The 26,586-nt window shown below is 72.9% G+C and carries 21 protein-coding genes and 4 pseudogenes; 12 read left to right on the forward strand and 13 right to left on the reverse strand.

Going from position 1 to position 26,586, the window contains the following annotated elements; all coding sequences use genetic code 11:
* Window positions 1-2: 2 nt before the first annotated feature.
* From ACOBQB_RS15645 to ACOBQB_RS15655, 3 genes are all read right to left on the reverse strand, one after another.
* Entirely contained in the window at window positions 3-896 is an 894-nt protein-coding gene (locus ACOBQB_RS15645) for a hypothetical protein (RefSeq protein WP_423592351.1), read from the reverse strand.
* Between the two features lie 109 nt (window positions 897-1,005).
* Window positions 1,006-2,532 carry a hypothetical protein gene (locus ACOBQB_RS15650; RefSeq protein WP_423592352.1) on the reverse strand — a complete coding sequence of 509 codons (1,527 nt, stop codon included), beginning with the start codon at window positions 2,530-2,532 and terminating at the stop codon, window positions 1,006-1,008.
* A 59-nt stretch (window positions 2,533-2,591) separates the two neighbouring features.
* On the reverse strand, window positions 2,592-3,320 hold the full coding sequence (locus ACOBQB_RS15655; protein ID WP_423592354.1) for a GntR family transcriptional regulator: 729 nt from the start codon (window positions 3,318-3,320) through the stop codon (window positions 2,592-2,594).
* A gap of 154 nt (window positions 3,321-3,474) precedes the next feature.
* On the opposite strand from ACOBQB_RS15655, the gene ACOBQB_RS15660 reads away from it, so the two are divergent.
* From ACOBQB_RS15660 to ACOBQB_RS15680, 5 genes are read left to right on the forward strand one after another with little or no spacing between them, the layout of a single operon-like run.
* On the forward strand, window positions 3,475-4,800 hold the full coding sequence (locus ACOBQB_RS15660) for an MFS transporter (protein ID WP_423592356.1): 1,326 nt from the start codon (window positions 3,475-3,477) through the stop codon (window positions 4,798-4,800).
* 53 nt (window positions 4,801-4,853) lie between these two features.
* The gene (locus tag ACOBQB_RS15665) at window positions 4,854-5,624 is read left to right on the forward strand and encodes a putative hydro-lyase (RefSeq protein ID WP_423598504.1); all 771 of its coding nucleotides are present in this window, start codon (window positions 4,854-4,856) and stop codon (window positions 5,622-5,624) included.
* 30 nt (window positions 5,625-5,654) lie between these two features.
* A complete protein-coding gene (locus tag ACOBQB_RS15670; RefSeq protein ID WP_423592357.1) occupies window positions 5,655-6,419 on the forward strand; it encodes a LamB/YcsF family protein in 765 nt (254 codons plus the stop codon).
* Window positions 6,416-7,060: a 5-oxoprolinase subunit B family protein gene (locus ACOBQB_RS15675; protein ID WP_423592359.1), complete on the forward strand. Its 645-nt coding sequence runs from the start codon at window positions 6,416-6,418 to the stop codon at window positions 7,058-7,060. The genes ACOBQB_RS15670 and ACOBQB_RS15675 overlap by 4 nt, the downstream gene beginning before the upstream one ends.
* Window positions 7,057-7,929 (forward strand): biotin-dependent carboxyltransferase family protein, encoded by an 873-nt coding sequence (locus ACOBQB_RS15680; RefSeq protein ID WP_423592360.1) that lies wholly within the window; start codon window positions 7,057-7,059, stop codon window positions 7,927-7,929. The genes ACOBQB_RS15675 and ACOBQB_RS15680 overlap by 4 nt, the downstream gene beginning before the upstream one ends.
* A 52-nt stretch (window positions 7,930-7,981) precedes the next feature.
* Here the strand turns inward: ACOBQB_RS15680 and ACOBQB_RS15685 are convergent.
* A pseudogene (locus tag ACOBQB_RS15685) lies at window positions 7,982-9,405 on the reverse strand (HEAT repeat domain-containing protein).
* Between the two features lie 301 nt (window positions 9,406-9,706).
* On the reverse strand, window positions 9,707-10,099 hold the full coding sequence (locus tag ACOBQB_RS15690; RefSeq protein ID WP_423592362.1) for an ankyrin repeat domain-containing protein: 393 nt from the start codon (window positions 10,097-10,099) through the stop codon (window positions 9,707-9,709).
* Between the two features lie 273 nt (window positions 10,100-10,372).
* Here ACOBQB_RS15690 and ACOBQB_RS15695 point away from each other — a divergent pair, with 273 nt between their 5' ends.
* Both ACOBQB_RS15695 and ACOBQB_RS15700 read left to right on the forward strand, forming a co-directional pair.
* Complete coding sequence (locus ACOBQB_RS15695) at window positions 10,373-10,567, forward strand: hypothetical protein (RefSeq protein WP_018534760.1); 195 nt, start codon at window positions 10,373-10,375, stop codon at window positions 10,565-10,567.
* A gap of 49 nt (window positions 10,568-10,616) precedes the next feature.
* Window positions 10,617-12,211, forward strand: a pseudogene (locus ACOBQB_RS15700) (hypothetical protein).
* 16 nt (window positions 12,212-12,227) lie between these two features.
* Here the strand turns inward: ACOBQB_RS15700 and ACOBQB_RS15705 are convergent.
* Window positions 12,228-13,726: pseudogene (locus tag ACOBQB_RS15705) on the reverse strand (PLP-dependent aminotransferase family protein).
* Between the two features lie 30 nt (window positions 13,727-13,756).
* Here ACOBQB_RS15705 and ACOBQB_RS15710 point away from each other — a divergent pair.
* The 4 genes and pseudogenes from ACOBQB_RS15710 to ACOBQB_RS15725 all read left to right on the forward strand — a co-directional run.
* Window positions 13,757-14,497, forward strand: a pseudogene (locus ACOBQB_RS15710) (YczE/YyaS/YitT family protein); the annotation flags it as partial.
* Window positions 14,498-14,550: 53 nt separating this feature from the next.
* A complete protein-coding gene (locus ACOBQB_RS15715; RefSeq protein ID WP_423598506.1) occupies window positions 14,551-15,267 on the forward strand; it encodes a glycerophosphodiester phosphodiesterase in 717 nt (238 codons plus the stop codon).
* A gap of 82 nt (window positions 15,268-15,349) precedes the next feature.
* Window positions 15,350-16,699 carry an MFS transporter gene (locus ACOBQB_RS15720; protein WP_423592364.1) on the forward strand — a complete coding sequence of 450 codons (1,350 nt, stop codon included), beginning with the start codon at window positions 15,350-15,352 and terminating at the stop codon, window positions 16,697-16,699.
* A gap of 256 nt (window positions 16,700-16,955) precedes the next feature.
* Window positions 16,956-17,330: an RNA polymerase-binding protein RbpA gene (locus ACOBQB_RS15725; protein ID WP_030360404.1), complete on the forward strand. Its 375-nt coding sequence runs from the start codon at window positions 16,956-16,958 to the stop codon at window positions 17,328-17,330.
* Between the two features lie 112 nt (window positions 17,331-17,442).
* On the opposite strand, the gene fxsA is transcribed toward ACOBQB_RS15725, so the two are convergent.
* The 4 genes from fxsA to ACOBQB_RS15745 form a co-directional block, all read right to left on the reverse strand.
* On the reverse strand, window positions 17,443-18,030 hold the full coding sequence (fxsA, locus tag ACOBQB_RS15730) for an FxsA family membrane protein (protein ID WP_423592366.1): 588 nt from the start codon (window positions 18,028-18,030) through the stop codon (window positions 17,443-17,445).
* 47 nt (window positions 18,031-18,077) lie between these two features.
* Entirely contained in the window at window positions 18,078-18,893 is an 816-nt protein-coding gene (locus ACOBQB_RS15735) for a polyprenol monophosphomannose synthase (RefSeq protein WP_423592367.1), read from the reverse strand.
* A gap of 491 nt (window positions 18,894-19,384) precedes the next feature.
* Window positions 19,385-21,046, reverse strand: a complete 1,662-nt coding sequence (locus tag ACOBQB_RS15740; RefSeq protein WP_423592369.1) for an amidohydrolase — start codon at window positions 21,044-21,046, stop codon at window positions 19,385-19,387.
* Window positions 21,047-21,109: 63 nt separating this feature from the next.
* Complete coding sequence (locus tag ACOBQB_RS15745; RefSeq protein ID WP_030789227.1) at window positions 21,110-21,550, reverse strand: Lrp/AsnC family transcriptional regulator; 441 nt, start codon at window positions 21,548-21,550, stop codon at window positions 21,110-21,112.
* Window positions 21,551-21,761: 211 nt separating this feature from the next.
* Between ACOBQB_RS15745 and ACOBQB_RS15750 the strand changes: the two genes are divergently transcribed.
* Window positions 21,762-22,190, forward strand: coding sequence for a hypothetical protein (locus ACOBQB_RS15750; RefSeq protein WP_423592372.1), 429 nt, complete (start codon window positions 21,762-21,764; stop codon window positions 22,188-22,190).
* A 1-nt stretch (window position 22,191) separates the two neighbouring features.
* Here ACOBQB_RS15750 and ACOBQB_RS15755 read toward each other — a convergent pair whose 3' ends face one another.
* The 3 genes from ACOBQB_RS15755 to ACOBQB_RS15765 all read right to left on the reverse strand — a co-directional run bounded on the left by ACOBQB_RS15755 (window position 22,192) and on the right by ACOBQB_RS15765 (window position 26,406).
* A complete protein-coding gene (locus ACOBQB_RS15755) occupies window positions 22,192-23,292 on the reverse strand; it encodes a phosphotransferase family protein (protein WP_423592373.1) in 1,101 nt (366 codons plus the stop codon).
* 32 nt (window positions 23,293-23,324) lie between these two features.
* Window positions 23,325-24,452 (reverse strand): hypothetical protein, encoded by a 1,128-nt coding sequence (locus tag ACOBQB_RS15760; RefSeq protein ID WP_423592374.1) that lies wholly within the window; start codon window positions 24,450-24,452, stop codon window positions 23,325-23,327.
* A 781-nt stretch (window positions 24,453-25,233) separates the two neighbouring features.
* Window positions 25,234-26,406, reverse strand: a complete 1,173-nt coding sequence (locus ACOBQB_RS15765) for an acyl-CoA dehydrogenase family protein (RefSeq protein WP_423592376.1) — start codon at window positions 26,404-26,406, stop codon at window positions 25,234-25,236.
* Window positions 26,407-26,586 lie beyond the last annotated feature (180 nt).

The raw sequence follows: 26,586 nt of genomic DNA on the forward strand, positions 1-26,586 counted from the left end.
CGTCAGGAGTGGAAGGGCAGCCCCGCGTCGGCGGCCAGCTCCAGGTCGTCGGTGTCTTCGGGGGGCAGCAGCGTCGCCGAGCCGTCCGTGACAGGGACGATGCCGAGGTCGAGGAGTTCGGCCATGGCCGCGCTGCCCGCCATGTCGCGGACCTGTAGCTGGTAGCGGGCCGTGGTGCGGTACGTCCCTCCGGAGTCGTCGCCCGTGCGCTGGAGGAACCCGGAGTCGGTGAGGAAGGCCACGGCCTTGCCGACGATGCCGGTGGTCGAACCGGCGAGGCGGCGGGCGTCCTTGGTGGCGCCGGTCGAGCTGCGCCGCGCCCAGATCCGCCAGGCGGCCTCCAGGCCCGGGGTGTCGGTGGCGGGGTCGGTGTTCTCGCCCTGCTCCTCGGCGCGCTCCTCCAGGCGGCGGCAGGCCTGGCGCACGAAGGCGTCGACGCCGTTGACCGTGACGCGGCCGATGTAGCCGTCGTCGGCGAGGTCTTCGGGGCGCGGGTAGGCCATGGCGGCGACGGCGAGGTGCGCGAGGCCGTGCAGGAAGCGGTCGGTGGAGTCGGTCGCGGCGCGCCGGGCGTAGTCGCCCATGCGGACGGCGAAGACGGAGTCCTCGGCGGCGGTCACGGCCATCCCCGCGCGCGGGGACACCTCCAGGACGACCAGCCCGAGTCCGGCGGCGACGGCGTCGGCGAGCCGCGCGAAGGGCGGGTCCTCGCGGTAGCGGCGCAGCAGTTCGGCGTACTCCTGGTCGCGGGAGGGCTGGAGCTTGGGCTGGAGTCCGAAGGCGACGAGCCGCGCAGCATCGGCGGCGTCGCCCGGGGTGAGGGGCGCGGGAGCGGCTGGCGCCGTGGCGGACTCCGGCTCGCCCCACGCGGCGTGCTCTGCGGGGTGGTCGGTCACGGCGTGTGCTCCTTGCGGCGGTGGATCGGTCTTACGTCTTGGGAGGTGCCCGGCGTCGCGGGGTGCTGTCGGGTGCGCGCCAGGGTCGGGGTGTGCTGTCCCGTCGGCATCAGGCGGCCTCCGTCCGGTCGGCCGCCATGCCGGCGGCGTCCAGGAGGGCGGTGCCGACGATGAGGTCGGCGCCGCCGAACTCCTCGTCTTCGAGTTCAGTGCCGTCGTCCACGGCGAAGAGCAGCTTCTCCTCGCCCTGGCGGTAGGCGGTGCCGACCGGCGGGCTGGCCGCGTGGACGGCCAGCAGAGCGACCAGGTAGGGCAGTTCGCTGTCGCGGAGCCGGGCTTCCGCGAGCAGGCCGGAGAGGCGGCGCGGCGCGTCGGCGGGCAGGTCGAGCAGCTCCATGGCGCTCGCGAGCTGCTCCTCGCTGAAGCGGCTGTCGTCGGGGGTGGCGATCAGGTCCGGCTCGGGCATCTCCGCGCCGAGGTGCTCCCGCTCCATCGGCGGCGTCAGCAGTATGTCGACGAGGTCGCCGACCCGGACCGAGACGGGCGTACGCAGGCCGGTCCCGCGCGCGAAGAAGGCGTCCGTCACGCGCGTGGCCTGCTCCGCGGGAAGCGGCAGGAGCGGCGCGAGGAGCTGACCGTACAGGTCGAGGCCCGCGCGGGCGGTGGGGGTCGCGAACGCCTGCCGGTCCTGCTCGGCGCGGAACAGCGGGCCCGCTTCGAGGAGGCGGGACTGGAGCTGGGTGTGGCGGCGGATGCAGTCCTTGACGATGTCGACCAGCTCGGCGGCGCGGCGCTTGTGCTCAGGGTCCTCGGACTCGTCGCGGGCCTTGCGGATGTTGGTCAGGATCGCGTTCTCGTGGCGGTAGCGGTCGGCGACGTGGTCGAGCGCCTCCGCGATCATGTCGGGGACGGTCTGGAGCCAGTCCACCGCGCGGACGTTGCGCCGGGTGGCGTCGAGGGCCTTGCGGAGCGTTTCCGAGTACTGCACGGTGCGGTAGCGGGCCTGTTCGGCGGCGAGCTGCGCGTCGGCGAGCCTGCCGCGGCTGATCAGGACCTCCAGCTTGACCTCGGCGGCGATCTGGGCGCTGGTGACGTCGGTGTCGAGGGCGCCCACCAGGACGTTGACCGCTTCGTCGGTCGTGCGCAGGTAGACACTGCCGCCGTACCCGGGGACTTCTTCGAGGAGCTTGAAGTCGTAGTCCCTGCGGACATATGTCCCATCAGGGGCGAAGGTGCCGTAGACCGCGCGGAAGCCGCGGTCGACGCTGCCGACGTTGATCAGGTTCTCCAGGACCCAGCGGGCGACGCGCTCGTGCTCGGCGGCGGGGCGCTGCGGGGCCTGCGCCGCGACGCGCGGGAGCAGCCTGGCGACGATCTGCTCGTGGTCGGCGCCGGTGTCGAAGTCCATGTTGAGCGTGACGAGGTCGATCGCGGACAGGGCCACCTCGGCCATCGCGTAGACCGTGTACTCGCCCGCGAGGTTGGCCTTGCGCACGTCGAGGTCGTGCAGCGGGGCCGTGCAGGCCAGGGCGCGCAGGCGGCGCGCCAGGCCCTCGTCGGCGGCCGGGCCCAGAGCGGGCCGCGGCCCCGCGCTGAGCTGGGGCGGAGCGGTGTCCGTAACGGCAGGCGAAGTCACGGTGCACAGACTAGGTCCTCGGTCTGACAACGGTCGAAACGGCGCAGATCTGACAGGGTTCAGCGGTCGTCCCGCTCGTCCTTCGCGCCGCTGCGCCGATAGGCGTCGACGACCCGTCGGCGCGAGTCGTCGAGGTACTCGGCGAGGAGCCTCTCGGCGTCGTCACGACGGCCTTCCTGGAGTGCCGTCAGGATCTGCCGGTTGCGTGCCAGGTAGGGCTCATGGAGCCGCCGGGGTTCGTCCACCACGTGGAAGGCCAGGCGCAGTTCGGCGAAGACGCTGCGCATCAGTTCGCCGGTGCGGGCACTGCCGGCGAGGGCGACGAGCTCCCGGTGGAAGTGGATGTTGGCGGTGGACACGCCTTTCCAGTCACCTGCGCGGGCGGCCCGCCGCCCGTCCGAGACGGCGTCGGCGAGCCCGTCCACGGCGTAGGGCGGCTCGCCGAGCCCGCGGACGACGGCGCATTCGACGAGGGACCGGGTGCGGTAGATGTCCTCCACGTCCTCATCGGTCAGCCGGCGGACGAAGACGCCGCGGTTGAGCTGATGCTCCAGCAGTCGTTCGTGCGTGAGCAGCCGGAACGCCTCCCGGAGCGTGTTGCGCGAGACGCCGAGCGCGCCACCGATGCTGTCCTCGGAGAGCCGGGTCCCGGGCGGGAAGAAGCCCGCGGCGATGCGGCTCCTGAGGATGTCCGAGACCCGCTCGGCCGTGCTGGTGCGCCCGAGGAGCGCACGGTCGTCGGCCAGTCCGCTCACGTCAGCCATCCCCTCCGCCGGGCCCTCAGCCATGCCCGGATTCAATCGCACATACAAGAACGAGACAACATGGGTATTGAAGGATCGTTCAACGATCCTCTACGTTGTCGGGCACGGTTCCACCGCTCACCGTCCCACCTCCCGCTCTCGCTCCCGCACCCTCCCGTCCCTCTCCTGCGAGGTGCCCATGAGCACGACACCACCGCCCAAGGCCGCACCGGCCGAGGCAGGCCCCGGCCCACGCGCCGACATGCCCGCCCTCCAGAACGAACTCGTCGGCGACAGCGGCGCGTTCGGCTGGCTGCGGGCGCTCGGCCCGCGCGGCCGCCGCGCCTTCGCCGGGGCCTTCGGGGGCTACGCCCTCGACTCCTACGACTACTTCACGCTGCCGCTGAGCATGGTGGCGCTCGCCGCGTACTTCGGCCTCGACAGCGGCCAGACCGGGCTCTTCACCACCGTCACCCTCGTCGTCTCCGCCGTCGGCGGCGCCGTCGCGGGCGTGGTCGCCGACCGCATCGGCCGCGTGAAGGCGCTGATGATCACGGTCATCACGTACGCGGTCTTCACCGTCGCCTGCGGTTTCGCGCCCAACTACGAGACGTTGCTGCTCTTCCGCGCTCTCCAGGGCCTCGGTTTCGGCGGCGAGTGGGCGGTCGGCGCGATCCTCGTCGCCGAGTACGCCACTGCCAAGAACCGCGGCCGTACGCTCGGCGCGATCCAGAGCTCCTGGGCCGTCGGCTGGGGTCTCGCCGCGATCGTCTACACCCTGGTGTTCCAGTTCCTGGACGACGACATCGCCTGGCGCGTGATGTTCTGGACCGGAGCGCTGCCCGCCCTGCTGGTGATCTACGTACGCCGCAATGTGCACGACGCCCCGGAGGCGGCCGCCGAGCGGCAAAAGAGCGCCGAGAAGGGGTCGTTCACGGCCATCTTCAAACCGGGGCTGCTGCGCGTCACGTGCTTCGCGGTGCTCCTGTCCACCGGAGTGCAGGGCGGCTACTACACGCTGGCCACGTGGGTGCCCACGTATCTGAAGACCGAGCGCGGCCTCACCGTCGTCGGCACCGGCGGCTATCTGGCCTTCCTGATCTCCGGCGCCTTCATCGGCTATCTGACGGGCGGCTACCTCACCGACAGGCTCGGCCGCAAACGGAACATCACGCTCTTCGCGTTTCTCTCCGCGGCCAGCATCCTCGCCTACACGAACATCCCCGACGGGGCCAACGGCCTTCTCCTTGTGCTCGGTTTCCCGCTCGGCTTCTGTATGTCGGCGATCTTCAGCGGCTTCGGTTCCTTCCTGAGCGAGCTGTATCCGGCCGCCGTGCGCGGCACGGGGCAGGGCTTCACGTACAACACGGGACGGGCGGTGGGCGCCGTGTTCCCCACCATGGTCGGCTTCCTCGCCGACAGCTGGGGCGTCGGCGGTGCGCTGATCTTCGGAGCGTTGGGGTACGCACTCGCCGTCATCGCGTTGCTCGGCCTTCCCGAGACGCGAGGGAGGGAACTGCTGTGACGCGAGGAAAGGAAACCGCTGTGATCGGACACGCGCGCGTGGGCGACACCGCGATGCGCACCGCCGAGCAGGCCCGTGCGGCGTTCCGTTCGGGCGAGACGGGTCCGACCGCCGGCTGGGCGGCGGGCTGCACCCAGGCCAACCTCATCTCCGTCCCCGTCGACTGGGCGTACGAGATGCTGCTGTTCTGCCAGCGCAATCCGAAGCCCTGTCCGGTGCTCGACGTCACGGACGCGGGCTCCTGGGCCACGCCGCTCGCCCCGGACGCCGATCTCCGCACGGATCTGCCGCGCTACCGCGTGTGGGAGCACGGCGAGCTCGTCGACGAACCCACGGACGTCGTCGACCGGTGGCGGGATGACCTGGTGTCGTTCCTCATCGGGTGCAGCTTCACCTTCGAGTGGGCGCTCGCCGACGCCGGGGTCCCGCTGCGCCACATCGAGCAGGGCCGCAACGTCCCGATGTACGTCACCGCGCGCCCCTGCCGCCCCGCGGGGCGTCTGCACGGCCCCATGGTCGTGTCGATGCGGCCCGTCCCGCCCGACCGTCTCGCCGACGCCATCAGGGAGAGCACCCTGATGCCGGCGGTGCACGGCAGTCCCGTGCACTGCGGCGAACCGGGCGGGCTCGGCATCGACGACCTGGGCCGGCCCGACTTCGGGGACCCGGTGGCCGCCGAGCCGGACGACATCCCGGTGTTCTGGGCGTGCGGGGTGACACCGCAGGCCGCCGTGATGGCATCGCGGCCACCCTTCGCGATCACGCACGCCCCGGGCCGGATGTTCATCACCGACGCCCGGGACGAGCAGTACCGCGTGGCCTGACCGCCGAACAACCTCAGGAGACCTCCGCAGATGAGCACCGCCTCCATCGATCTGAACGCCGACCTCGGCGAGGGCTTCGGCCGCTGGCACCTGACCGACGACGAGGAGTTGCTGTCCGTCGTCACCAGCGCCAACGTGGCCTGCGGCTTCCACGCCGGGGACCCGGCCACCATGCGCACGGTGTGCGACCTGGCCGCCGCGCGCGGGGTACGGATCGGCGCGCAGGTCTCCTACCGCGACCTGGCGGGCTTCGGGCGGCGCGCGATGGACGTGCCGTCCGACGAGCTGGCGGCCGAAGTGGCCTACCAGATCGGCGCCTTGGAGGTCTTCGCCCGCGCGGCGGGCACGCGCGTGTCGTACGTCAAGCCGCACGGCGCGCTCTACAACCGCGTCGTCCACGACGAGGCCCAGGCCGACGCCGTCGTCGAGGGAGTACTGCTCGCCGGCGCCTCGCTGCCCGTCCTCGGGCTGCCCGGATCCCGCTTCCTGGAGTCGGCGGCGAAGGCCGGGCTCCCGGCCGTCACCGAGGCATTCGCGGACCGCGCCTACACCGAAGAGGGCACGCTGGTGCCGAGGGGCAGCGAGGGCGCCGTCATCACGGAGGTGGACGCCGTCGTCGAACGGTCCCTGGGAATGGCACAGTCCGGGACGGTCGCCTCCCGCACCGGCCGCGAGATCCCGGTCCGCGCCCGGTCGCTGTGCCTGCACGGCGACACTCCGGGGGCGGTGGAGCTGGCCCGCCGGGTCCGGGCCCGCCTGGAGACAGCCGGTGTGCGCGTGGCGGCCTTCGCGTGAAGGTGCTGCCGGTGGGCGAGAAGGCCCTGCTCGTCGAAGTGGCCGACGGCGCCGAGGCCCAGGCCCTCCACGCCGAGCTGCTGCGCCGCCGCGCGTCGGGGTCCCTGCGGGTCCGGGAGATCGTCCCCGCGGCCCGCACGGTGCTCCTGGACGGCCTCGACGACCCCGCCCACGTCGGCGCCGAACTGCCCGGCTGGCGGATCCCACCCCTGCCCGCGCGCACGGACAAAGTCCTGGAGATCCCGGTCCGGTACGACGGTCCGGACCTCGCGGACGTCGCCGCGCACTGGGGTGTGGCCGTGCCCGAGGTGGCGCGGATCCACTCGGCGGCGCAGTTCCGCGTCGCGTTCTGCGGGTTCGCGCCCGGCTTCGGGTACCTGACGGGGCTGCCCGAGCGCTACGAGGTCCCGCGCCGGGACACGCCCCGCACCTCCGTCCCCGCCGGCAGCGTCGCCCTGGCCGGCGCGTACACGGGCGTGTATCCGCGCGCCTCGCCCGGCGGCTGGCAGCTGATCGGCTCGACGGACGCCGTGCTGTGGGACCACGCGCGCGTGCCCGCCGCGCTGCTCTCCCCCGGCGTCCGCGTCCGCTTCGTGGTGGACACCTTGGTGGCGGACACTTCGCCGAAGGGGGCGCGATGACCGACCGCGCCTTCGCCGTCGTACGAGCCGGTGCCCTGACCACCGTCCAGGACCTCGGGCGCCCCGGGCACGCGCATCTGGGGGTACCGCGTTCCGGGGCCCTGGACCCGTCCACGGTCCGCCTGGTCAACCGCCTGGTGGGCAACCCGCCCCACGCCGCCGTCCTGGAGACCACCCTCACCGGCTGCGCCGTACGCCCCCGCCGCCCCGTCACGGTGGCGATCGGCGGCGCGCCCTGCCCCGTGACCGTGGACGGCCGCCCGGCCCCCTGGGGAGCGCCGGTACGGGTGCCCGCCGGGGCGCTCCTGGACGTCGGGGCGGCGCTCTCCGGAGTACGTACATACGTAGCGTTCGACGGCGGGGTGGCCGTGGAGGCGGTGCTCGGCAGCCGTTCCGCGGACCTGCTCTCCGGGCTCGGTCCGCCCCCGCTCGCGGACGGCGCGGTGCTGCCGCTGGGCAGCGCGAGCGGCACGCACGCGCGCGTGGACATCGTCCCGCAGTCGGCCCCGCCCCGGGAGCTGGTGCTGCGGGTGACGTTCGGGCCGCGCGCCGACTGGTTCACACCGGCGGCTCTGCACACGCTCACCACGCGCGCGTACCGCGTGTCCTCGGCGAGCAACCGCATCGGTCTGCGCACCGAGGGTCCGTCATTGGAACGCGCCGTCCAGGGCGAACTGCCGAGCGAGGGCATGGTGTTGGGGGCGGTGCAGGTGCCGCCGGACGGCAGGCCGGTCGTCTTCCTCGCCGACCACCCGACGACCGGCGGCTATCCGGTCATCGCGGTCGTCCGGGAGGCCGACCTCGCCGCGGCGGCCCAGGCACGGCCGGGCACGCCGGTACGGTTCATCGGCACCGGGCGCCGCCCTTGAGCGTCGTCGCCCATCGCGCCGCCGTCACCGGCGGCCCGCGCGGGCGTCACGCCTACACCGCGGGAGCGTCCGCGTCGGGCCCGATCCTGCTCCGTACCGCCGTCTGCACCTCGTCCTCCTCGGCGGGGTCCGCGGCGAGCCTGCGCAAGCGGTTGACCACGCGGGCGTCACCGGTCTCGGCGTGCCGGGCGGCGACCCCACGGGTGGATTCCTCGCAGTCCCAGAGGCATTCGACGGCGAAGCCCGCGGCGAAGGTGGGGTCGGTGGCGGCGAGTGCTCGGGCGGTGCGGCCGCGCAGGTGGGAGGAGGCGGTCTCGCGGTAGACGTGCCGCAGCACGGGGGCGGCGCAGGCGATGCCGAGGCGTCCGGCGCCGTCGACGAGGGTCCACAGCGTCGGCGCGTCAGGTCCCTCGCCGCGGACCGCCTCGCGGAGCGCGGCGAGGACCGGCTTGCTGTCCTGCGCGTCGCCCCGGCAGGCGAGGACTCGTCCGGCGGCGGCGCCCAGGGCGTCGGGGCGGTAGGCCCAACGCCGGGCGCGCTCGACGGCGGCGGAGTCGCCCATCCGTTCGAAGGCCTCGGTCGCGGCGTCCACCACAACCGGGGAGTGGCCCTCCACGGCGTACTCGATGAGGTCGAGGACGGCGGGGTCACGGGAGTCCGCCAGGTAACGCAGCGCGGTGCCGCGCGCCCCGTCGGAGCCGCTCCGGGCGGCTTCGACGATCTCGGCCCTGTCCTCGGGCCGGCGACGGCGCTCAGACAGCGGGCGGCGGGCACGTGCAGCACGGCGCCGCGCTCAAGGCCCTCCTGGGCCCAGTCGAAGACCGCCTGGACGCTCCAGCCGGGGCGGGGTCCGGCGGGTCGCATCTGGCGCTGCCAGCGGTCGAAGGAGCCCTGTTCCCGGGCGGCTCGGACGCGGGCGCCGATATCGGCGCGGGGGTCCTCCTCCCACAGCCGCCAGGGCCGTGGTTCGTAGGCGTCGCGGACGGTGGCGGCAAGTTCGGCCTCGCCCTCGGCGTCGGCGGGGAATCTGGCGAGCACGGGGGCCGCGAGAGCGCGCAGGCCCGCGTCGTCGTCGCGCAGGGCCAGCTCGTCCAGGGCCCACGCCCAGTTGGTGCCGAAGGCCGCGTACCGCCGCAGGAGTTGCAGGGCGTCGTGCCTGCCGTACGAGGCGAGGTGCCCGAGGACGGCGAGGGCGAGCCCGGTGCGTGAGTCGTCCGTGTTCAGGACGTCCTCGGCATCGAAGAGGTGCCGCTCGATCGCGCCGAGCCCGCCGTGCAGGTCGAGGTAGAGGCGGGCGTAGTACAGCGAGCGGTTCTCCACCTGCCAGTCGTGGCGTGGATCGTTGAGCACGCAGTGGTCGAGGGCGGCGAGCGCCTCGGACCGAGGTGCCGTGAGTGCGTGCAGCGTGCCGTCGCCGCGGCCCCGCTGGAGCAGGCCGAGCAGCGTACCGCTGGGCGCTATGACCGGATCGAACATGGGAAACAGCCTCACATCAAGCGTCGACGCAACCGGGAATCACGCATTACCTGGCCGTGCGCCAACACGTCGGGCCGCCCGCCGTCTTTTGCTTGTCGAAGACCATCTTCCTCTGCCTCTCGTCCGTGGCCCTTGGGGGATCCCGGACGGAGGTCCGGGGGCGGGCCGCTCACGGTCCGCGCGGTGCGGCAAGATCTGCCCCGCCGTCGCGTCCGTAAATCACGTCGTCATGATGACCCGGCGGTCATGCCCGCCGCGACCACATTTCCATCGCCCCCGTCGCTGTTGGTCCGCTACCCGCTCAGGCGGCCCCGAACAGCTTCAACAGCTCCGTCTTCTGGAACATCCGTGCGGTGTCCACCGCCGACGGCATCCCGGCGGCCGGGTCGGCCCCGCCGTCCAGGAGGGCCCGGACGACCGCGTCCTCGCCCTTGAAGACGGCACCGGCGAGCGGCGTCTGCCCGCGGTCGTTGGCGCGGTTGGCGTCCGCGCCGCGCTCCAGGAGGGCGCGGACGGCGTCGGCGTGGCCGTGGTAGGCCGCGAGCATCACGAGCGAGTCGCCGCTGTCGTTGGTGAGGTCGGCGGGGACGCCCGCGTCGACGTACGCCGCGAGCGCCGCGGCGTCACCCTGCCGGGCCAGATCGAAGATCTTGGTCGCCAGCTCCACGACCTCGGGGTCGGGGGCTTCGCTCATGGGGGCGTCCGCCTTTCTGGGATGCGCTGCCGGTGCAGCCGTACGAGTGAATCGACAGGGTACTGCCCCTGGAGGCACATGACGCGGCCCGGCCGAGGCAAAGCTCAGGGCGGGCCCACAAGCCCTCGGAGCTGCGCGTCGACGCCGGGGACAGCTCTGCCATGAGAGGGAAATTCCGGTTATTTCACTCATTTGCACCTTTTGTCGTATGGATACATCCTGTGAGCCTGGAAGAACTCATGGTGACTGTCCCCACCAACCAGGAGAACCCTCATGATTCTGTCCATCTCCGGCGTCGTGCTGCTCGGCATCATCGTCTTCCTCTTCTTCCGCAAGGACGGACTCAAGGCCTCCCACGCCCTGGTCTGCGCACTCTTCGGCTTCTATCTCGCGGGCACCGCCATCGCCCCGAGCATCAAGGCCGGCGGCGCGAGCCTGGCGAGCCTGCTGGGCGGGATCAAGTTCTGACGCCCCCGCCTTTCGTAGGCACTCTCGTACGCACCTCCAGGAGACTGACGTGGCCAGGCGCCCACTTCCCCGCATCCTGAGCAACGGCACCGCGGCCATCGCGCGAGGCCGGGAGCTGGCGCGGTCGGCCGCCGACAGCGCCACCGACGTTCTCCACCCGCTGATCACGATCGCTCGTGGACTGCGCCGGCTGGCTGCCGCCGGGCGGCGCAAGTGGGTCGACACACCCAAGGACAAGCGCGGGCCGCTGCTGTTCTTCGTGGCCTCCGTGCTGCTGGTCGTGGCCCTCGTCCCCTACGGCCCGGGGGGCGCCCTCATCGCCCTGATGGGGGCCGCCGCGTGGAAGGGCCGCGATCGCACCGCTCCCGCGTCGGCCGGCCCGAGGAGACGCGGGCGCAGCGACTGCGGTGCCTCTACGAAGCGCTCGTCCCGTACTTCTCGGTGCCCGAGGACCCCGCCCCGCTCTTCACCCACGGCGGCGAATGGGACAAGGCGTTCCCCTCCTACGACTTCGACGACACCGGACGGATCTCCCGGCTCGTGGTGCGCTACCCCGCGTACTTCACGGACGGCGAGGCGGAGGCCCGCGCGCGGATCGAACAGTTGCTGCACGCGAAGTCGGGACGCGGACGCGAGTACCACTTCGCGTGGGACGAGGAGGACAACGAACTGACCGTCGCCGTGCTGCCCCCGCTCCCCACCGACATCGCGGCCCAGCGCTTCGTCACCGCCCCCGGGGAGACCGTCCTCGGTTTCACCGACGCGACCGGCGTCCAGCGCACCCTGCCGGTGGCCGACGGCGGGGAGCACCGGGACGTGCCCCCCGTCGTGTGGCGCACCGGCATCCGCTCCACCGAGCCCCACCTGCTGGTCGCGGGCCAGCCGGGCAGCGGCACGACGACACTGCTGCGCTCCATCGCCCTCCAGGCGCTGCGGTACGGCGACGTCCTCATCGTCGAGGGCAGCGGCACCGGCGACTACGCCTGTCTGACGGGCCGCGAAGGGGTCCTGGCCATCGAGTGCGGGCTCGCGGGGGTCCTCGCGAGCCTCGAATGGGCGGCGCACGAGACCGAGCGCAGGCTCATCGCCGCCAACCGCGCCCGGCAGGGAGGCCACCCGCACCCGGAGGACACCAGGCGCCCCCTGTGGATCCTCCTCGACCGGCCGAGCGTCCTCGGTCACCTCGCCGCCGCCGACGGACGCGACGACCCCCAGTCGCTGCTCCACGTCCCGCTGCGGCACGGCAGGGCGGCGAACGTGACGGTGGTCGTCGCGGACCAGCTGGACTGCCTGGACGCCCTGAGCGACTCCGTACGCCACCACACGCGCGCGCGTGTGGTGCTCGGGCCCGCCCTGCCCGACCAGCTGGAGGAGGTCCTCGGGACGCGCCCCACCACGACGCCCACCGCCGAGGTCCCGCCCGGCCGGGGTTACGCGCGGCTCGGCGCGGGCCCGGTGCTCCGCCTCCAGGTGCCCGCGACGCCCGACCCGTACGACGACGCGACCAGCGAGGCGCACCGCCACGCGGTCATGGAACTGCTGCCCGAGCGGAGCACTCCGGCGGACGCCGTGTCCGCCGACGAGGCCCCGGAAGAGCTGCCCGAAGCGATCGCCGGCGCGGAGCCGGTCCCGGCGGAGAGCTAGCCCGGGGCGGCAAAGCTCAGGCCACGAACGGGTGCGCGACCTCCGCCCCCGCACCGACGCCGCTCCCCACGAGGCGTGCGGCGGCGGCCAGGCGCACCGCCGCCTCCTCGGCCACCGCCCCGCCCACGGTGAACGGCAGCCGCACATACCCCTCGAAGGCCCCGTCGACACCGAAGCGCGGCCCCGACGGCACCCGCACCCCCACGCGCTCGCCCACCTCGGCGAGCCGCGACCCGGACAGGCCGCCGGTGCGCACCCACAGCGTCAGGCCACCGCGCGGCACCTCGAACTCCCAGCCGGGCAGCTCGCGGCGCACGGCGGCGACCAGCGCGTCACGGTTCTCCCGCGCCTGCTCCCTGCGCATGTCCACGGCGGCTTCCCAGCCGCCGGTGTTCAGGAGCCAGTTCACGGCCAGCTGTTCGAGGACGGGGGTGCCCAGATCCGCGTACGCGCGCGCCGCGACGAGGCTGCGGATCACGTCCGGGGCGGCCCGCACCCAGCCGATGCGCATGCCGGCCCAGAAGGCCTTGCTCGCCGAGCCGACGGTGATGACGGTGGAGCCGGCCGGGTCGAAGCCGCAGACGGGGCGCGGCATGGCGAGGTCCGGTTCGAGGCCGAGCTCGCTCATCGTCTCGTCGACGACGAGGACCGTGCCCGCCGAGCGGGCCGCCTCGACGAGCTGCCTGCGCTGGTCCTCGTCCGCGAGCGCGCCCGTGGGGTTGTGGAAGTCGGCGACGACGTACGCGAGCCGGGGCGCCGCGTCGCGCAGGACCTGCCGCCAGCGGTCCATGTCCCAGCCCGCGAGACCCTCCGCCATGGCGACGGGGACGAGCCGGGCGCCCGCCTCGCGCATGAGCTGGAGGATGTTGGCGTACGAGGGGGACTCCACCGCGATGCGTTCGCCGCGCCCCGCGAAGAGATGACAGATCGCGTCGATGGCGCCCATCGCGCCCGTGGTGACCATGATCTGTTCGGGCATCGTCGGGATCCCGCGCGCGGTGTAGCGCTCGGCGAGCATCTCGCGCAGAGCGGGCAGGCCCGCGGGGTAGTCGCCGTGCGTGTGGGCGTACGGCGGGAGCGCCTCAAGGGCGCCCTGCACCGAGCGGGTCAGCCACGGCTCGGGCGCGGGCAGCGCCGCGCAGCCCAGGTCGATCATCGAACCGAGCGCCTCCGGAGGCAGCGGTTCGAGCCCGCGCGCGGGGAGGGGGTTTCCAGCGGGGACGGCGGTCCAGCTGCCGGCTCCCTGCGGGACTCCAGGAAGCCTTCGGTGCGCAGCGCCTCGTAGGCGGCGGCCACGGTGGTGCGGCTGACGGCGAGCGCCACCGCCAGTTCGCGTTCGGCGGGCAGGCGCGCGGCGACGGGGACGCGGCCTTCGAGGACCAGCAGCCGGATGCCGTCGGCGAGCGCGCGGTAGGCGGGCGGGCGGCGGGCGCCGGTGCCGGTGGGGCGCGCCTGTTGGGAGGCGAGGAGCCGGGCCAGCTGGGTCGAGCCCATCGCTGACGTCCACTGAGCCATGATTCCCAGTCCACCTTCCCCGGATTGGCCATGGTTGCGGTCTGCTTCCAAGCCACAGGGTGTCATGCGTCAAGCCACAGCACTACGGGGGAGCCTTCCTTGTCCGTCACTGAGCCACTTCTGAGGCCACAGCTGAGCCCGCGTCTCACGAGACGGCTCGTCCGGCTGTACGCGGGACTTGCGCTGTACGGGGCAAGTTCCGCGCTGATGGTCGCGGCGGGGCTCGGGCCCGAACCGTGGAACGTCCTGAACCAGGGCCTGTCCGAGCTGACCGGGCTGTCCATCGGGGCCGTGTCGATCGTCGTGGGCGCGGCGGTCCTGCTGCTGTGGATCCCGCTGCGCCAGCGCCCCGGCCTCGGCACGGTGTCGAACGTCGTCGTCTGCGGCGTGGCGATGGACGCCACCCTCGCGCTGCTGCCGGACACCCACGCGCTCGCCCTGCGGGTGCCGCTGCTCGTGGCCGGGGTCCTGCTCAACGGCGTGGCGACCGGGCTGTACATCACGGCGGCCTTCGGCCCCGGCCCGCGGGACGGCCTGATGACGGGTCTGCACCGCCGCACCGGCCGCTCGATCCGGCTCATCAGGACCTCCATCGAGGCGACGGTCGTCGTCACGGGCTTCGTCCTGGGCGGCACGGTCGGCGTCGGCACGGTCCTCTACGCGCTGTCGATCGGCCCGCTAGCCCAGTTCTTCCTGCGCCGCTTCGCCCTGCCGGCACCCGGCGCGGGAAGCGTCGCCGCGTCCGGCGCTTCGGCGGAGGCGATACTGCAGCGGCGACCACGCGCGTACGCCATCCCTACCTCGATCACCCGGGCCCCCTCGCCCTGGCCCACCGCGGGGGCGCCGCGGACGGCCTGGAGAACACCGCCGCCGCCTTCCGGCGCGCCGTCGGCCTCGGCTACCGCTACATCGAGACGGATGTGCACGCCACGGCCGACGGTCGTCTCGTCGCCTTCCACGACGCGACGCTCGACCGCGTGACGGACGCGGCGGGCCGCATCATCGACCTCCCGTGGAGCCAGGTGCGCCACGCGCGCGTGGCGGGCACGGAACCGGTGCCCCTCTTCGAAGAGCTCCTGGAGACCTTCCCCGACGTGCGCTGGAACGTGGATGTGAAGGCCGACCCCGCGCTCGCGCCGCTGCTCGACCTGATCCGTCGCGCCGGGGCCTGGGACCGCGTCTGCGTCGGTTCGTTCTCCGAGGCGCGCGTGGCCCGCGCACAGCGCCTCGCGGGCCCCCGTCTCGCCACGTCGTTCGGTACGCGGGGCGTGGCGGCGCTGCGCCTGCGGTCGTACGGCGTGCCGGCGGTGGTCCGTCGCTCGGCGGTCTGCGCGCAGGTGCCCGAGACACACGGCGGGATCCGGGTGGTCGACCACCGCTTCGTGCGGGCCGCCCACGCGCGCGGGCTCCAGGTCCACGTGTGGACCGTCAACGACGCCGAGCGGATGGCGGCCCTGCTGGACCTGGGCGTGGATGGCATAGTTTCCGATCACATCGAGACGCTGCGCGAGGTGCTGGAGGGCCGGGGGAGCTGGGTCTGACCGGTCCCGGCTGGTCCGACCGTCCTGACTGGTCCGAGCGCCCGAGGGCGGCTTCGCATCACGGGGAACAGCGAGGACACGGGTGGGCACCGACACCGAGAAGGCAGCGGCGGCGGCCGACGCCGCCGAACGGCGGCGCGAACAGCGGGGCTGGTACTTCTACGACTGGGCGTGCTCGGTCTACTCGACGAGCGTCCTGACCGTCTTCCTGGGGCCCTACCTCACGGAGATCGCCAAGGCGGCCGCCGATCCCGAAGGGTTCGTGCACCCGCTGGGCATCCCGGTGCGTGCGGGCTCCTTCTTCGCGTACACGGTGTCGGCCTCCGTGCTCGTGTCCGTCTTCGTGATGCCGCCGGCGGCGGCCGCGGCCGACCGCACGGGCCGCAAGAAGCCGCTGCTGGCCGCGGCCGCGTATCTGGGGGCGGCCACGACGGCGGGGATGTTCTTCCTGGACGGCGACCGCTATCTCCTCGGCGGTCTCCTGCTGATCGTCGCCAACGCCTCGCTCGCCGTGTCGATGGTGCTCTACAACTCCTACCTGCCCCAGATCGCCCCTCCTGAGGAGCGCGACGCGGTCTCCTCGCGCGGCTGGGCCTTCGGTTACGCCTCGGGCGCCCTGGTCCTGGTGGCGAACCTGGTGCTGTTCCTCGCCCATGACACCTTCGGTGTCTCCGAGTCGACCGCGGTCCGCATCTGCCTGGCGTCGGCCGGCGTGTGGTGGGGCGCCTTCACCCTCGTACCGCTGAAGCGGCTGCGCGACCGGGGGACGGCGCCGTCGGCGGGGGCCCCGCGCGGCGGCCTGCGGCAGTTGGCGGCGACGGTGCGCGACATGCGGCGCCACCCCCACACGCTCGCCTTCCTGCTGGCGTACCTCGTCTACAACGACGGCGTGCAGACGGTGATCTCCCAGGCGTCCGTCTACGGCTCCGAGGAGCTCGGGCTCGGCCAGTCCACCCTGATCGTGGCGGTCCTGCTGGTGCAGCTGCTCGCGGTCGCCGGGGCGCTCACCATGGGCAGGCTCGCCCGGACCCACGGCGCCAAGCGCGTCATCCTCGGCTCCCTCGTCGCCTGGACGGTGACGATCGGGGCGGGCTACTTCCTGCCCTCAGAGGTGCCCGGGTGGTTCTTCGTCCTGGCGGCGGGGATCGGCCTGGTCCTCGGCGGCACGCAGGCCCTGTCCCGCTCCCTCTTCTCGCACCTGGTGCCGCGCGGCAAAGAGGCGGAGTACTTCTCCGCGTACGAGATCAGCGACCGCGGCATGGCCTGGCTGGGGCCGCTGATCTTCGGCCTCACCTATCAGCTCACCGGGAGCTACCGGGACGCGATCGTCTCCCTCGTGGCCTTCTTCGCGCTCGGATTCGTGTTGCTCGCGAGGGTGCCGGTGAGGCGTGCGGTGCGCGACGCGGGGAACCCCGTACCCGAGAAGATTTAGCAACTGAGGGCAAAGGGCGGTAGTGTACGCGTTTGGCCTGCCAGGCGGACCGTTACTGCGATCTGGAGTTTCAGAAACGCTGGGTGACATCTGCTGCCAGATGTGACAAACCGGGCGCTGGTGGGTACAACAAGGGGCGGCATACGACGGCGACGCATGACCCTGAACGGGAATCTTTACCGCCGACCGGACGTTGACCGGATGACGACGACAGCGACACCTGTCCTGTGGGCGACAAGCCCGGGAGGCACGATTCATGAGTGAGCGAGCTCTTCGCGGCACGCGCCTCGTGGTGACAAGCTACGAGACCGACCGCGGCATCGACCTGGCCCCGCGCCAGGCCGTGGAGTACGCATGCCAGAACGGACATCGTTTCGAGATGCCGTTCTCGGTCGAGGCGGAGATCCCGCCGGAGTGGGAGTGCAAGGTCTGCGGGGCCCAGGCACTCCTGGTAGACGGCGACGGACCTGAGGAGAAGAAGGGCAAGCCGGCGCGTACGCACTGGGACATGCTCATGGAGCGCCGTACTCGAGAGGAACTCGAAGAGGTCCTGGAGGAGCGCCTGGCGGTCCTTCGGTCCGGCGCCATGAACATCGCGGTGCATCCGCGGGACAGCCGCAAGTCCGCCTGACGACGGACTCGGCACACAACCGCACAGCAGCACAAGTACGAGGGCCGGGGCCACTGCTCAGCAGTGGCCCCGGCCCTCGTGTGCGTCTACCGGCGGCAGGGCCGGGGCACCGTCAGTGCGGCAACTGCGGGTCGTCCGGGCGCGGGTCGCGCGCCGGGGGCTCGTCCCTGATGACCTCGCCCTGGACGACCTTGCCGTCGGGGCGGTGCATGCGCGCCCGCTGGAAGGCGTCGCCGAGGCCGCCGGGCGTCGTCTCGCCGAGCTTGCGCATCTTGCGGTCGATGGCCCGCTCGGTGTACCTCCCCAGGGCCTTCTGGACCGGTGGCACCAGCAGGATCAGCCCCAGGGCGTCCGAGATCAGCCCCGGCAGGATGATCAGGAGGCCGCCCAGCATCGTCAGGGCCCCGCCACCGCCCCCGTCGGCAGTGGGCTCGGGCGGGATGCCGCCCTGCTGCTGTTGCACCGCCTCGCTGAGCTTGCGGAAGGCCCTGCGGCCCGCGCGCTTGATCACCGCGGAGCCGAGCACGAGGCCGCCCACCAGGAGCAGGAGGACCACGAGCCCGCTCGTTGCGCCCGCCACGACGGTGAGCAGCCAGATTTCGAGGACGAGCCACGCGGCGATGCCGAGCGGCAGGAACTTCAGCGGCCCGGAGCGCCGGGGGCGGGCAGGTCTGATGGGAGGCGGTGCGCCAGTCGTCATGCTCCCAGTGTGCCTGGGTCCGTCTCAGGCCGGGACAAGGGGGATGATCAAGAGGCGGGATCCTGCGGACGCTCGGTGGGCTTGCGGCCGATGACCCGGCCCACCCGCTCGCCCACGCCCCAGGCGGTGACCCGCCACAGCGCCTCGACGACGATGTTCTGACTCATCTTGCTGTCGCCCAGTTCGCGCTCGACGAAGGTGATGGGCACCTCGACGACGTGGTAGCCCGCCTTGATCGCGCGGCGCGCCAGGTCGACCTGGAAGCAGTAGCCCTGCGACTCGACCTCGCTGAGACCGAGGCCTTCGAGGGTCTCGCGGCGGAAGGCGCGGTAACCGCCCGTCACGTCCCGGATGGGCACGTCGAGCAGCAGCCGCGAGTAGGTGCTGCCGCCGCGGGAGATGAACTCACGGTGCTTGGGCCAGTTCACGACCCGGCCGCCGGGCACCCAGCGCGAGCCGAGCACGAGGTCGGCGCCCTTGAGCGCGGTCAGCAGACGGGGCAGCTCCTCGGGCTGGTGGGAGCCGTCGGCGTCCATCTCGATCAGCACGCCGTAGTCGTGGTCGAGTCCCCAGCGGAAACCCGCGAGGTAGGCGGCGCCGAGCCCTTCCTTGCCCTTGCGGTGCAGCACGTGCACCTGCTCGTCCTCGGCCGCGAGCTCGTCGGCGATCTTGCCGGTGCCGTCGGGGCTGTTGTCGTCGGCGACCAGGACGTGCGCGTCCGGGACGGAGTCCCGCACCCGGCCGACGATGGACGTGATGTTCTCCGCCTCGTTGTAGGTCGGAATGATCACCAAGGCCGTGCCGAGCGAGCCGAACCGCCTCCCCTGGTCTTCCGCTTCGAAGACCCGACCGCCGTCGTTCACTACTGCCCCTTCGTTCGTACGCAGAGGACAACCATAGTGGCCGCGGCCTGCGCCGCAGCCGCGGCACGGAGGTAGTGGCGGCCGGCACTGCGGATCGGGGCCCGGCGCCCTTCGGGCCGGCCTGGGACCCGCTGGCTGCGGATCGACCGAAAGCCGTTGTCTACTGAGCGTCCGGGCCCCACCCGGGTCACACCTGCCGATCGGCTCATACGTTCCCTCGCCTCCGCGTCGCGGGCGCTGGACCTGGCTCCCAGTGGTGGTGCGCCGGTGCGGCACACCACCCATGACCCAGCGGCGTTCGACGACTGCGTGGAGGTTCGCCTCTCGGACGTCCTGTGGTGGACCCGGCCGAACCTACCGGCCCACGACGGCTCCCTGTCAATAGCCCGGTGAACTGCGCCGATGGCGAGAGCCCCCAGGTGAGTGCCCATGATTCCCAGGTCGTGCGGAGCCCCGGCGGGCCGTGACCGGCACCGCGCACCGCCGGTACATCACTCGTCCGGCCCCACATGGACCGTCCGGCCGCCGACCACCGTACGCAGGCAGACCGGGAGTTCGGCCCCCGGTGACAGGTCGGGCAGGCCGGGCGTGCCCGAGCGCGGGTCGGTCGACCAGCGGGCCACGCGGTCGTCGGGGGCCTGCACCACCAGATCGGAGGTGCGCCACACGGCGTAGTCCGCGGGCGCGCCGGGCACCAGGACACCCGCGTCGTCGCGGCCGACGGCCCGCCAGCCGCCCCTGGTATGGGCGGTGAACGCGGCGCGCACGGAGACGCGGTGCTCGGGCGTGCGGTGGAAGGCGGCGGCGCGGACCGTGCCCCAGGGCCCGAGCGGCGTGACGGGGCTGTCGGAGCCGAAGGCGAGGGGCACACCGGCGCGCAGCAGGGCCGCGTAGGGATTGAGGGTGCGGGCCCGTTCGGCGCCGAGGCGCTGGGCGTACATGCCGTCCTCGCCTCCCCACAGGGCGTCGAAGACGGGCTGCACGGACGCGGTGAGGCCGAACTCCGCGAAGCCGGCGATCGTCTCGGGGGTGAGCATCTCGGCGTGCTCCACGCGGTGCCGGGCGGCCCGGACGCGCGCCGGGCCGAGCTTCTCGGCGGCCCGGCGCATGCCGTCGACCACGGAGCTCACCGCGGCGTCTCCGATGGCGTGGAAGCCGGCCTGGAGGCCCGCCTCGGTGCACGCCACGACGTGGGCGGCGACGGCGGCGGCGTCCAGGTGGGCCGTGCCGGTGTGGTCGCCGTCGGCGTACGGCTCGTGGAGGCAGGCGGTGTGCGAGCCGAGGGCGCCGTCCACGAAGAGGTCACCGGCGGCGCCGAGCGCACCCAACTCCCGGGCCCGCGCGACGCCTTCCTCGCCGTGCTCGGCCCAGTAGCCGACGACGCGTGGCCCGGGCTCCTGCGCGGCGAGCCGCAGCAGCCCGGTGAAGTCGTCCTCGTCGGAGATCTCCGGGCCCGCGCACTCGTGCACGGAGCCGATGCCGAGGGAGGCGGCACGCCGCAGGGCGGCGCGCTGGGCCTCCGCGCGCTGGCGCGGCGTGACGGCGGCGAGTGCGGCGGCGCGCACCCCGTGGTGGGCGTCGCCGGTGAGCGGGGCGTCCTGGCGGAAGCCGGTGCGCTCGGTGATGCCGGGGACGAGGTCGAGCAGCGCGGTGGTGGCGACCGCCGAGTGGACGTCGATGCGCGAGAGGTAGAGCGGCCGGCCCCCGGTGGCCTCGTCCAGCTCCGCGCGCGTGGGCGGGCGGCCGCCGGGCCAGCGGGCGGCGTCCCAGCCGTGGCCGAGCAGGACGGTGTCGTGCGGCCGTGCGGCGGCGTGTTCGCGTACGGATACGAGCGCGTCGTCCAGTGACCGGGCCCCCGACAGATCGAGCCCCGTGAGGGCGAGGCCGGTGGCCGTGGTGTGCACGTGGGCGTCCGTGAAGGCCGGGGTGACCAGGGCGCCTTGGAGGTCGACGATGTCGTCGACGCCGTCCGCGAAGGCGTCTGCCGCGCCCTCGGAGCCGACCCAGGCGACATGGCCGCGCTCGACGACCATCGCGGTGGCGAACGGGTCGGCGGGGCTGTGGACGTCGCCGCCGCGCAGCAGCACGGTGCGGTGGCTGTGGGGGTCCTGGGGGCCCTGGGCGTCGTTCCCAGGGGCGGTGCTCTGGCTCATGGCTCCAGTCTCGCCCCTGCGGGCCGACGTCCGACGCGGGGGTCACCCCGGAGCGCATGCCGTTCAGACCTGCGGCGGGCGGGCCTCATAGGGCGTGGAGAGCACGACGGTCGTCCGCGTGGAGACACCCGCGAGCGCGCGCAGACGGCTCAGCAGATGCTCCAGTTCCAGCGGGGTGGCGACGCGGACCTTGAGGATGTAGTTCTCGTCCCCCGCGACGCTGTGGCACGCCTCGATCTCCGGAACGCCGGCGAGGCGCTCGGCGATGTCGTCGGGCGCGCTGGGGTCGAACGGCTTCACCGAGATGAAGGCCGTCAGGGGCAGTCCCACTGCCTCGGGGTCGACGACCGCGGCATAGCCGCGGATGACGCCCCGCTGCTCAAGGCGGCGCACCCGCTGATGCACGGCCGACGTGGACAGGCCCGTGGCCTTGCCCAGGTCGGTGTAGCTCATCCGCCCGTCCTTGACGAGCAGCTGCACGATCTGTCGGTCCAGCTCCTCCATGCGCCGAACCTACAGGGCTCTTGATCCCCGCGGATACCTGAGCGTGCGAAGGACTCGCCCGCCCACGCGACTCCCGTGGTCATGTGACGAACGCCACACGGCTGCGACCGTGTCCGATGGGATGCCACGATTACCCCTACGACGGGACGGGAAGTGCTTGCTGTGGTCGAGGCCGCAGCGCCTTGTCGGCCCACCCAAGGGGGAGAGTCCCATGCAGAATTTGAAGCGCCCCGGCAGGTCCACTCGCGCCAAGCAGCAGCAGGTCGACGAGCCCGAGCCGGAGGGCGTCGAACCGGCTGACGCCCTTCTCGACGCCTACGACACCTTTGAGATGTACCGCGTGAACTGCCCCGACTGCGGGCAGCCGATCGCGCTCCTCGCCGACGAGGACGTCCTGCCCGAGCACGCGCTGTGCCCCACTCCGTGGAACCCGTTCGGGCTCACGGTCTGTGCCGGTACGGGCCGCGCGGCCACGGACGCCACGCCCACCGATGAGTCGATGGAGGTTCAGGAGCAGGACACCGCCCTGCTGTTGACGCTCCCTCAGGGACTCGACTGGCGGACACAGCCGTTCTCGCACGTGGGCGGCCCCGGTTCACGCCCGATGCGCGCGGCCCAACAGCAGCGGCCCGCCGCCTGATTCACCAGTAGCTGCCCTGCACCATGGCCGCGAGGCTGCCGTGGTGCAGGATCAGCGTGTCCGCCTCCCGTGGGCCGGCGGGCGCGGCGGCCTCGCCGAAGTGGACCTGGCGGCAGGCGACGCGCAGCATGACGATCGCGTGCCGCAGCGCCGCGTACAGCGTGTAGAAGTCCATGGCGTGCGGGGCGTGTCCGGTGAGCCGGGCGTATGTGTCCTCGACGCGGTCCCGGCGCAGGAAGTCCGGCAGCCCCGGCTGGCCGAAACTCACCGTCAGGTCCTGGAAGAAGCGGTGCAGATAGATCATCCAGCCGAGGTCGACCTCGCGCGGGGCGAGCGCGGCCATCTCCCAGTCGAGGACGGCCGCGGGTTCGAAGCCGTCGTAGACGATGTTGCCGATGCGCGCGTCGCCCCAGTTGAGAACTGGTTCGCCCTCGGTTTGCGGCCACAGCTCTTCGAGGCGGTCGAAGGCGCGCTCTATGAGGGGTGAGCGGGGCAGCCCGTCCACCGCCCAGGTGTAGTACGCGCGTTGGGCCTCGACGTGGCGGTGCAGCGGGCTGCCCTCACCGGGCAGGGCAAGGAACCGCGCCTGACCCGCCGGGACTTGGTCGTGCAGCCGGGCCACGAGGGCGACCGAGGCTTCCTCCAGGTGTGCGCGTTCGGCGTCGGTGGCGGCGTGCAGCCAGTTCCCCTCGTACGTGTAGGGCATGACATCCGGCGGTACGCGGCCCTCGACCCGCTCCATGACGAAGAAGGGCGCGCCGAGCGGTCCGGGGTCCTCTTCCAGCCACAGGACGCGCGGCACCGGCAGGTCGGTGCGCTCGGCGACGAGCCGCATCGTGCGGTACTGGCGCGGCATGTCGTAGACGGGGAAGACCGTGTACGCCGCCGGGTCGGCCGCCAGGCGCAACGCGCAGCCCCACGGGGGTGGTTGGGGGTGCTCGACGGTGAAGAGCAGGGTCTCGCTGGACATGCCGTTGGACTCCGGGACGCTCACGTCGACCGCCTTGGCGCCGGGCAGACGGGTACCGAGCCAGGCGGTGAGGCGGCGGGTGAGTTCTTCCGGGTCGCGGGTGGTGGTGCGGGGGCGGGGTGCCGATGCCATGTCCGTGCTCCTTCGTCGGACTGCCGGCGGCCTCAGGGCGCCACGGAGCCGAAACCGGTGAACCCGCTCGGATCGTGGCGGCCGAAGCTGCCGTGCTCGAAGATGCCGTGGCCCGTCCGGCCGTTCAGGGTGAAACGCGCGGCGTGGTCGATGACGCCGTACGCGGCCAGCGGGTGGGCCGCGGGGTCCGCGAGGTCGTAGGTGCGGCGGTCGGTCCAGCCGCGGCCCCGCCAGGTGCCGTGCTGCCAGTCGTCGGCGGGCGGGTAGCCCGCGCCGACGGCCAGGGGCAGCGAGGCGAGCACCTCGACACCCAGCTCCAGGGGCTTGCGCCCACCGGGGTCCGTGAGGTGGATGACGGCGCGCTCGGGGTGGCGGGAACCGGGGCGATAGGCGATGTCGGCCCGCGGCCAGCCGAGTTGGCGGTCGCGATGGCCGGGGTGGACGAGGGTGGCGTCGTTGAGGGTGCGGTAGCCGTCCGCGTCCTCTTGGACGACGACCATCAGGAAGCGGTCCTCGAAGCGCACCGGGCACCAGATCCAGTGGAAGCCCTCGGCGGCGAACTCCTCCTCCAGGCGCCCGCTTGCCTCGCCGGGGATGGGCCGCACCCCCCAGCTGCGGTCGCGGGTCGCGGTCCACTCCCCCGCCGTCACGGGGATCTCCTCACCGCCCACGCGGATCGTCCCCGAGGGGTGGCCCGCCTGGACGAAGCGGCGCCCTTCGAGGGTGAGCCGGCCGCCGCGCCGCTGAATGTGGTGCGGCTCCCAGAGCGCGGGGAAGTCGGCGTTCCAGGAGAGGTCGTACGACAGGGACGTGGGGTCGGCGGGGTCGGCGGCGCACTCCAGCCGCAGCCGGCGCAGCGGCTCGTCGACGGTAATGCGCAAGGGGCCGACCGAGAGGTCCGTGCGGTCGTCGCCGAGGGCATCGCCGGCGCGTACGGCGTGCAGCGTGTCGCCGGTGCGCAGGGTGGCGTACGCGTCGATGACGCCGGTGTTCGGGTAGACGCCGAGGCCGACGATGAGCAGGGCGTGGCCCTCGTGGTCGAAGAGGTGGAAGATGCACCGGTCGTAGGCGTTGCGGTCGCCCGTCGCGACGTGCTTCATCGACAGGGGGACCTGGTGCACGGGGTACTCGTCGAGCGAGACCGGACGGTCGTCCTCCACGACAGGCCTCCCTGGGCGCGGGACACTTCGACGCGTTGGGGGGCGGGGCCCCGGCGCGGAGTTGACGGTACGTCAGTTCCGGAGCCGGGGCCATAGACGTGCGGGGCCGCCTTCGAGGGGGCGTGGGTGGAGCCGTGGGGCATGGGCGGGGGCCGCGCGGGGCGCGGGTGGGGTTCTCGGGCGCGCGCAGGCGCGCTTCGGCCGGGGTACGCCGATCCGTGCGCCCGCCGCGCGCTTCGCGTCCGCCGCCCCCGACACGCGGATAGCCGTGAACTGACGCCCTAATCCGCACGGCGGTGACTTCGGCGCCGGAACAGGCGTTGGCCTGGCATGACCCCCACGGACATGGGCCCGGCGCACGTCCCCACCAGCCGTCGGCGTCGCACCCTGGTGATGGTGCCCGCCTCCGCAGAATCGGTTCCCCCGCGGGCTCAACCGGCGGAGCCGCATCAGCAGATGTACCAGCAGCCGACGTACCAGCAGTCAGCGCACCAGCAGTCTGCGCATCCGCAGCCGACGTACCAGCAACTGGTCTACCCGCAACAGACGTACCAGCAGCCGCGCCGGCCTCCAGTGCACCAGCAAGCCCCTGCGGCCCCCCACTCGCAGCCGCACCCGCAGCCGCATGCGCACCCACAGTCCCGCCCGCAGTCCCCCCTCCAGGACCCGCCGATCTACCGTGCCCTGATCCGCCACTGGGCCGAGCGCGGCCGGACGCTTCCCGGGCGCCACGACCCGGAGTGGGCCCGGCTCGTGGCGCCGCCCGCGGCCCGGAACCAGTTCAGCGCGTCTCGGGACCCGCGAGGTGACGGGCGATGACCATGCGCTGGATCTGATTGGTGCCCTCGACGATCTGGAGCACCTTCGCCTCGCGCATGAAGCGCTCAACAGGGAAGTCCGCCGTGTAGCCGTAGCCCCCGAGGACCTGTACGGCGTCCGTCGTCACCTTCATCGCGGCATCCGTGCACAGCAGCTTGGCCATGGCCGCCTGCTTGGCGAACGGCCGGCCCGCGTCGCGCAGCCTGGCCGCGGCCAGATAGAGCGCCCGGCCCGCCTCGATCTGCGTCGCCATGTCCGCGAGCATGAAGCGCATGCCCTGAAAGTCCGCGATCGGCCGGCCGAACTGCCGCCGCTGGGTGGCGTACGCCAGCGCCTCGTCCAGCGCCGCCTGGGCCACGCCGATCGCGCAGGCCGCGATGCCGAGCCGCCCCGAGTCGAGCGCGGAGAGCGCGATGGCGAAGCCCTGGCCCTCGTCCCCGATGCGGCGGGAGTCCGGAACGCGGACGCCGTCGAAGTGGATCTGCGCGGTGGGCGAGCCCTTCATGCCCATCTTCTTCTCGGGCGCCGCCGCGGTGAGCCCCTCGGCGTCGCCCGGCACCAGGAAGGCCGTGACGCCGCGGGCGCCCTCGCCGCCGGTGCGGGCCAGCACGGTGTAGAAGTCGGCGACGCCGCCGTGCGTGATCCAGGCCTTGGTGCCGTCGATGACCCAGCTGTCGCCGTCCCGGACGGCCTTCGTGCGCAGGGACGCGGCGTCCGAGCCCGACGAGGGCTCGGAGAGGCAGTACGCGCCGAGGAGCCCGCCGCCGAGCATGGCGGGCAGGTGTTCGCCCTGCTGCTCCTTGGTGCCGTACCCGGCGAGCGCGTGGCAGGAGAGCGAGTGGACGCTGACGCCGAGGCCGACGGTCAGGCGCGCGGCGGCGAGCTCTTCCAGGACCTGGAGGTAGACCTCGTAGGGCTGGTCGCCGCCGCCGAACTCGGAGTCGTACGCGAGACCGAGCAGTCCCGCTTCGGAGAGCAGGGTGAAGACCTCACGCGGGAAGCGCCCGGCTTCCTCCTCCTCGGCCGCCGTCGGCGCGATCTCGCGGTGGACGATGTCCCGGACCAGTGAGAGCAGATCCCTGGCCTCATCCGTCGGCAGCTGTCGGTCCACCGGCTGCGGGGCGTGGTCGGGCATGACGCTCTCCTCCCTGTCGGGCTACGGCGACGCCCGCGAAGGGTGAGGCGGCGACGCCGGAAACGATGCCGAGCCAGGGTCTCCTCCCGGGTCACGGAAGCGGCTGACCAGCGGCTGCGGCGCGTTGAGTATGCCCGATCGGCGGCAGCCAGTCACTGGTTAACGACCGCTTACTCGAAA

The organism is Streptomyces sp. G5(2025), from assembly GCF_049542075.1.
Lineage (GTDB): Bacteria > Actinomycetota > Actinomycetes > Streptomycetales > Streptomycetaceae > Streptomyces.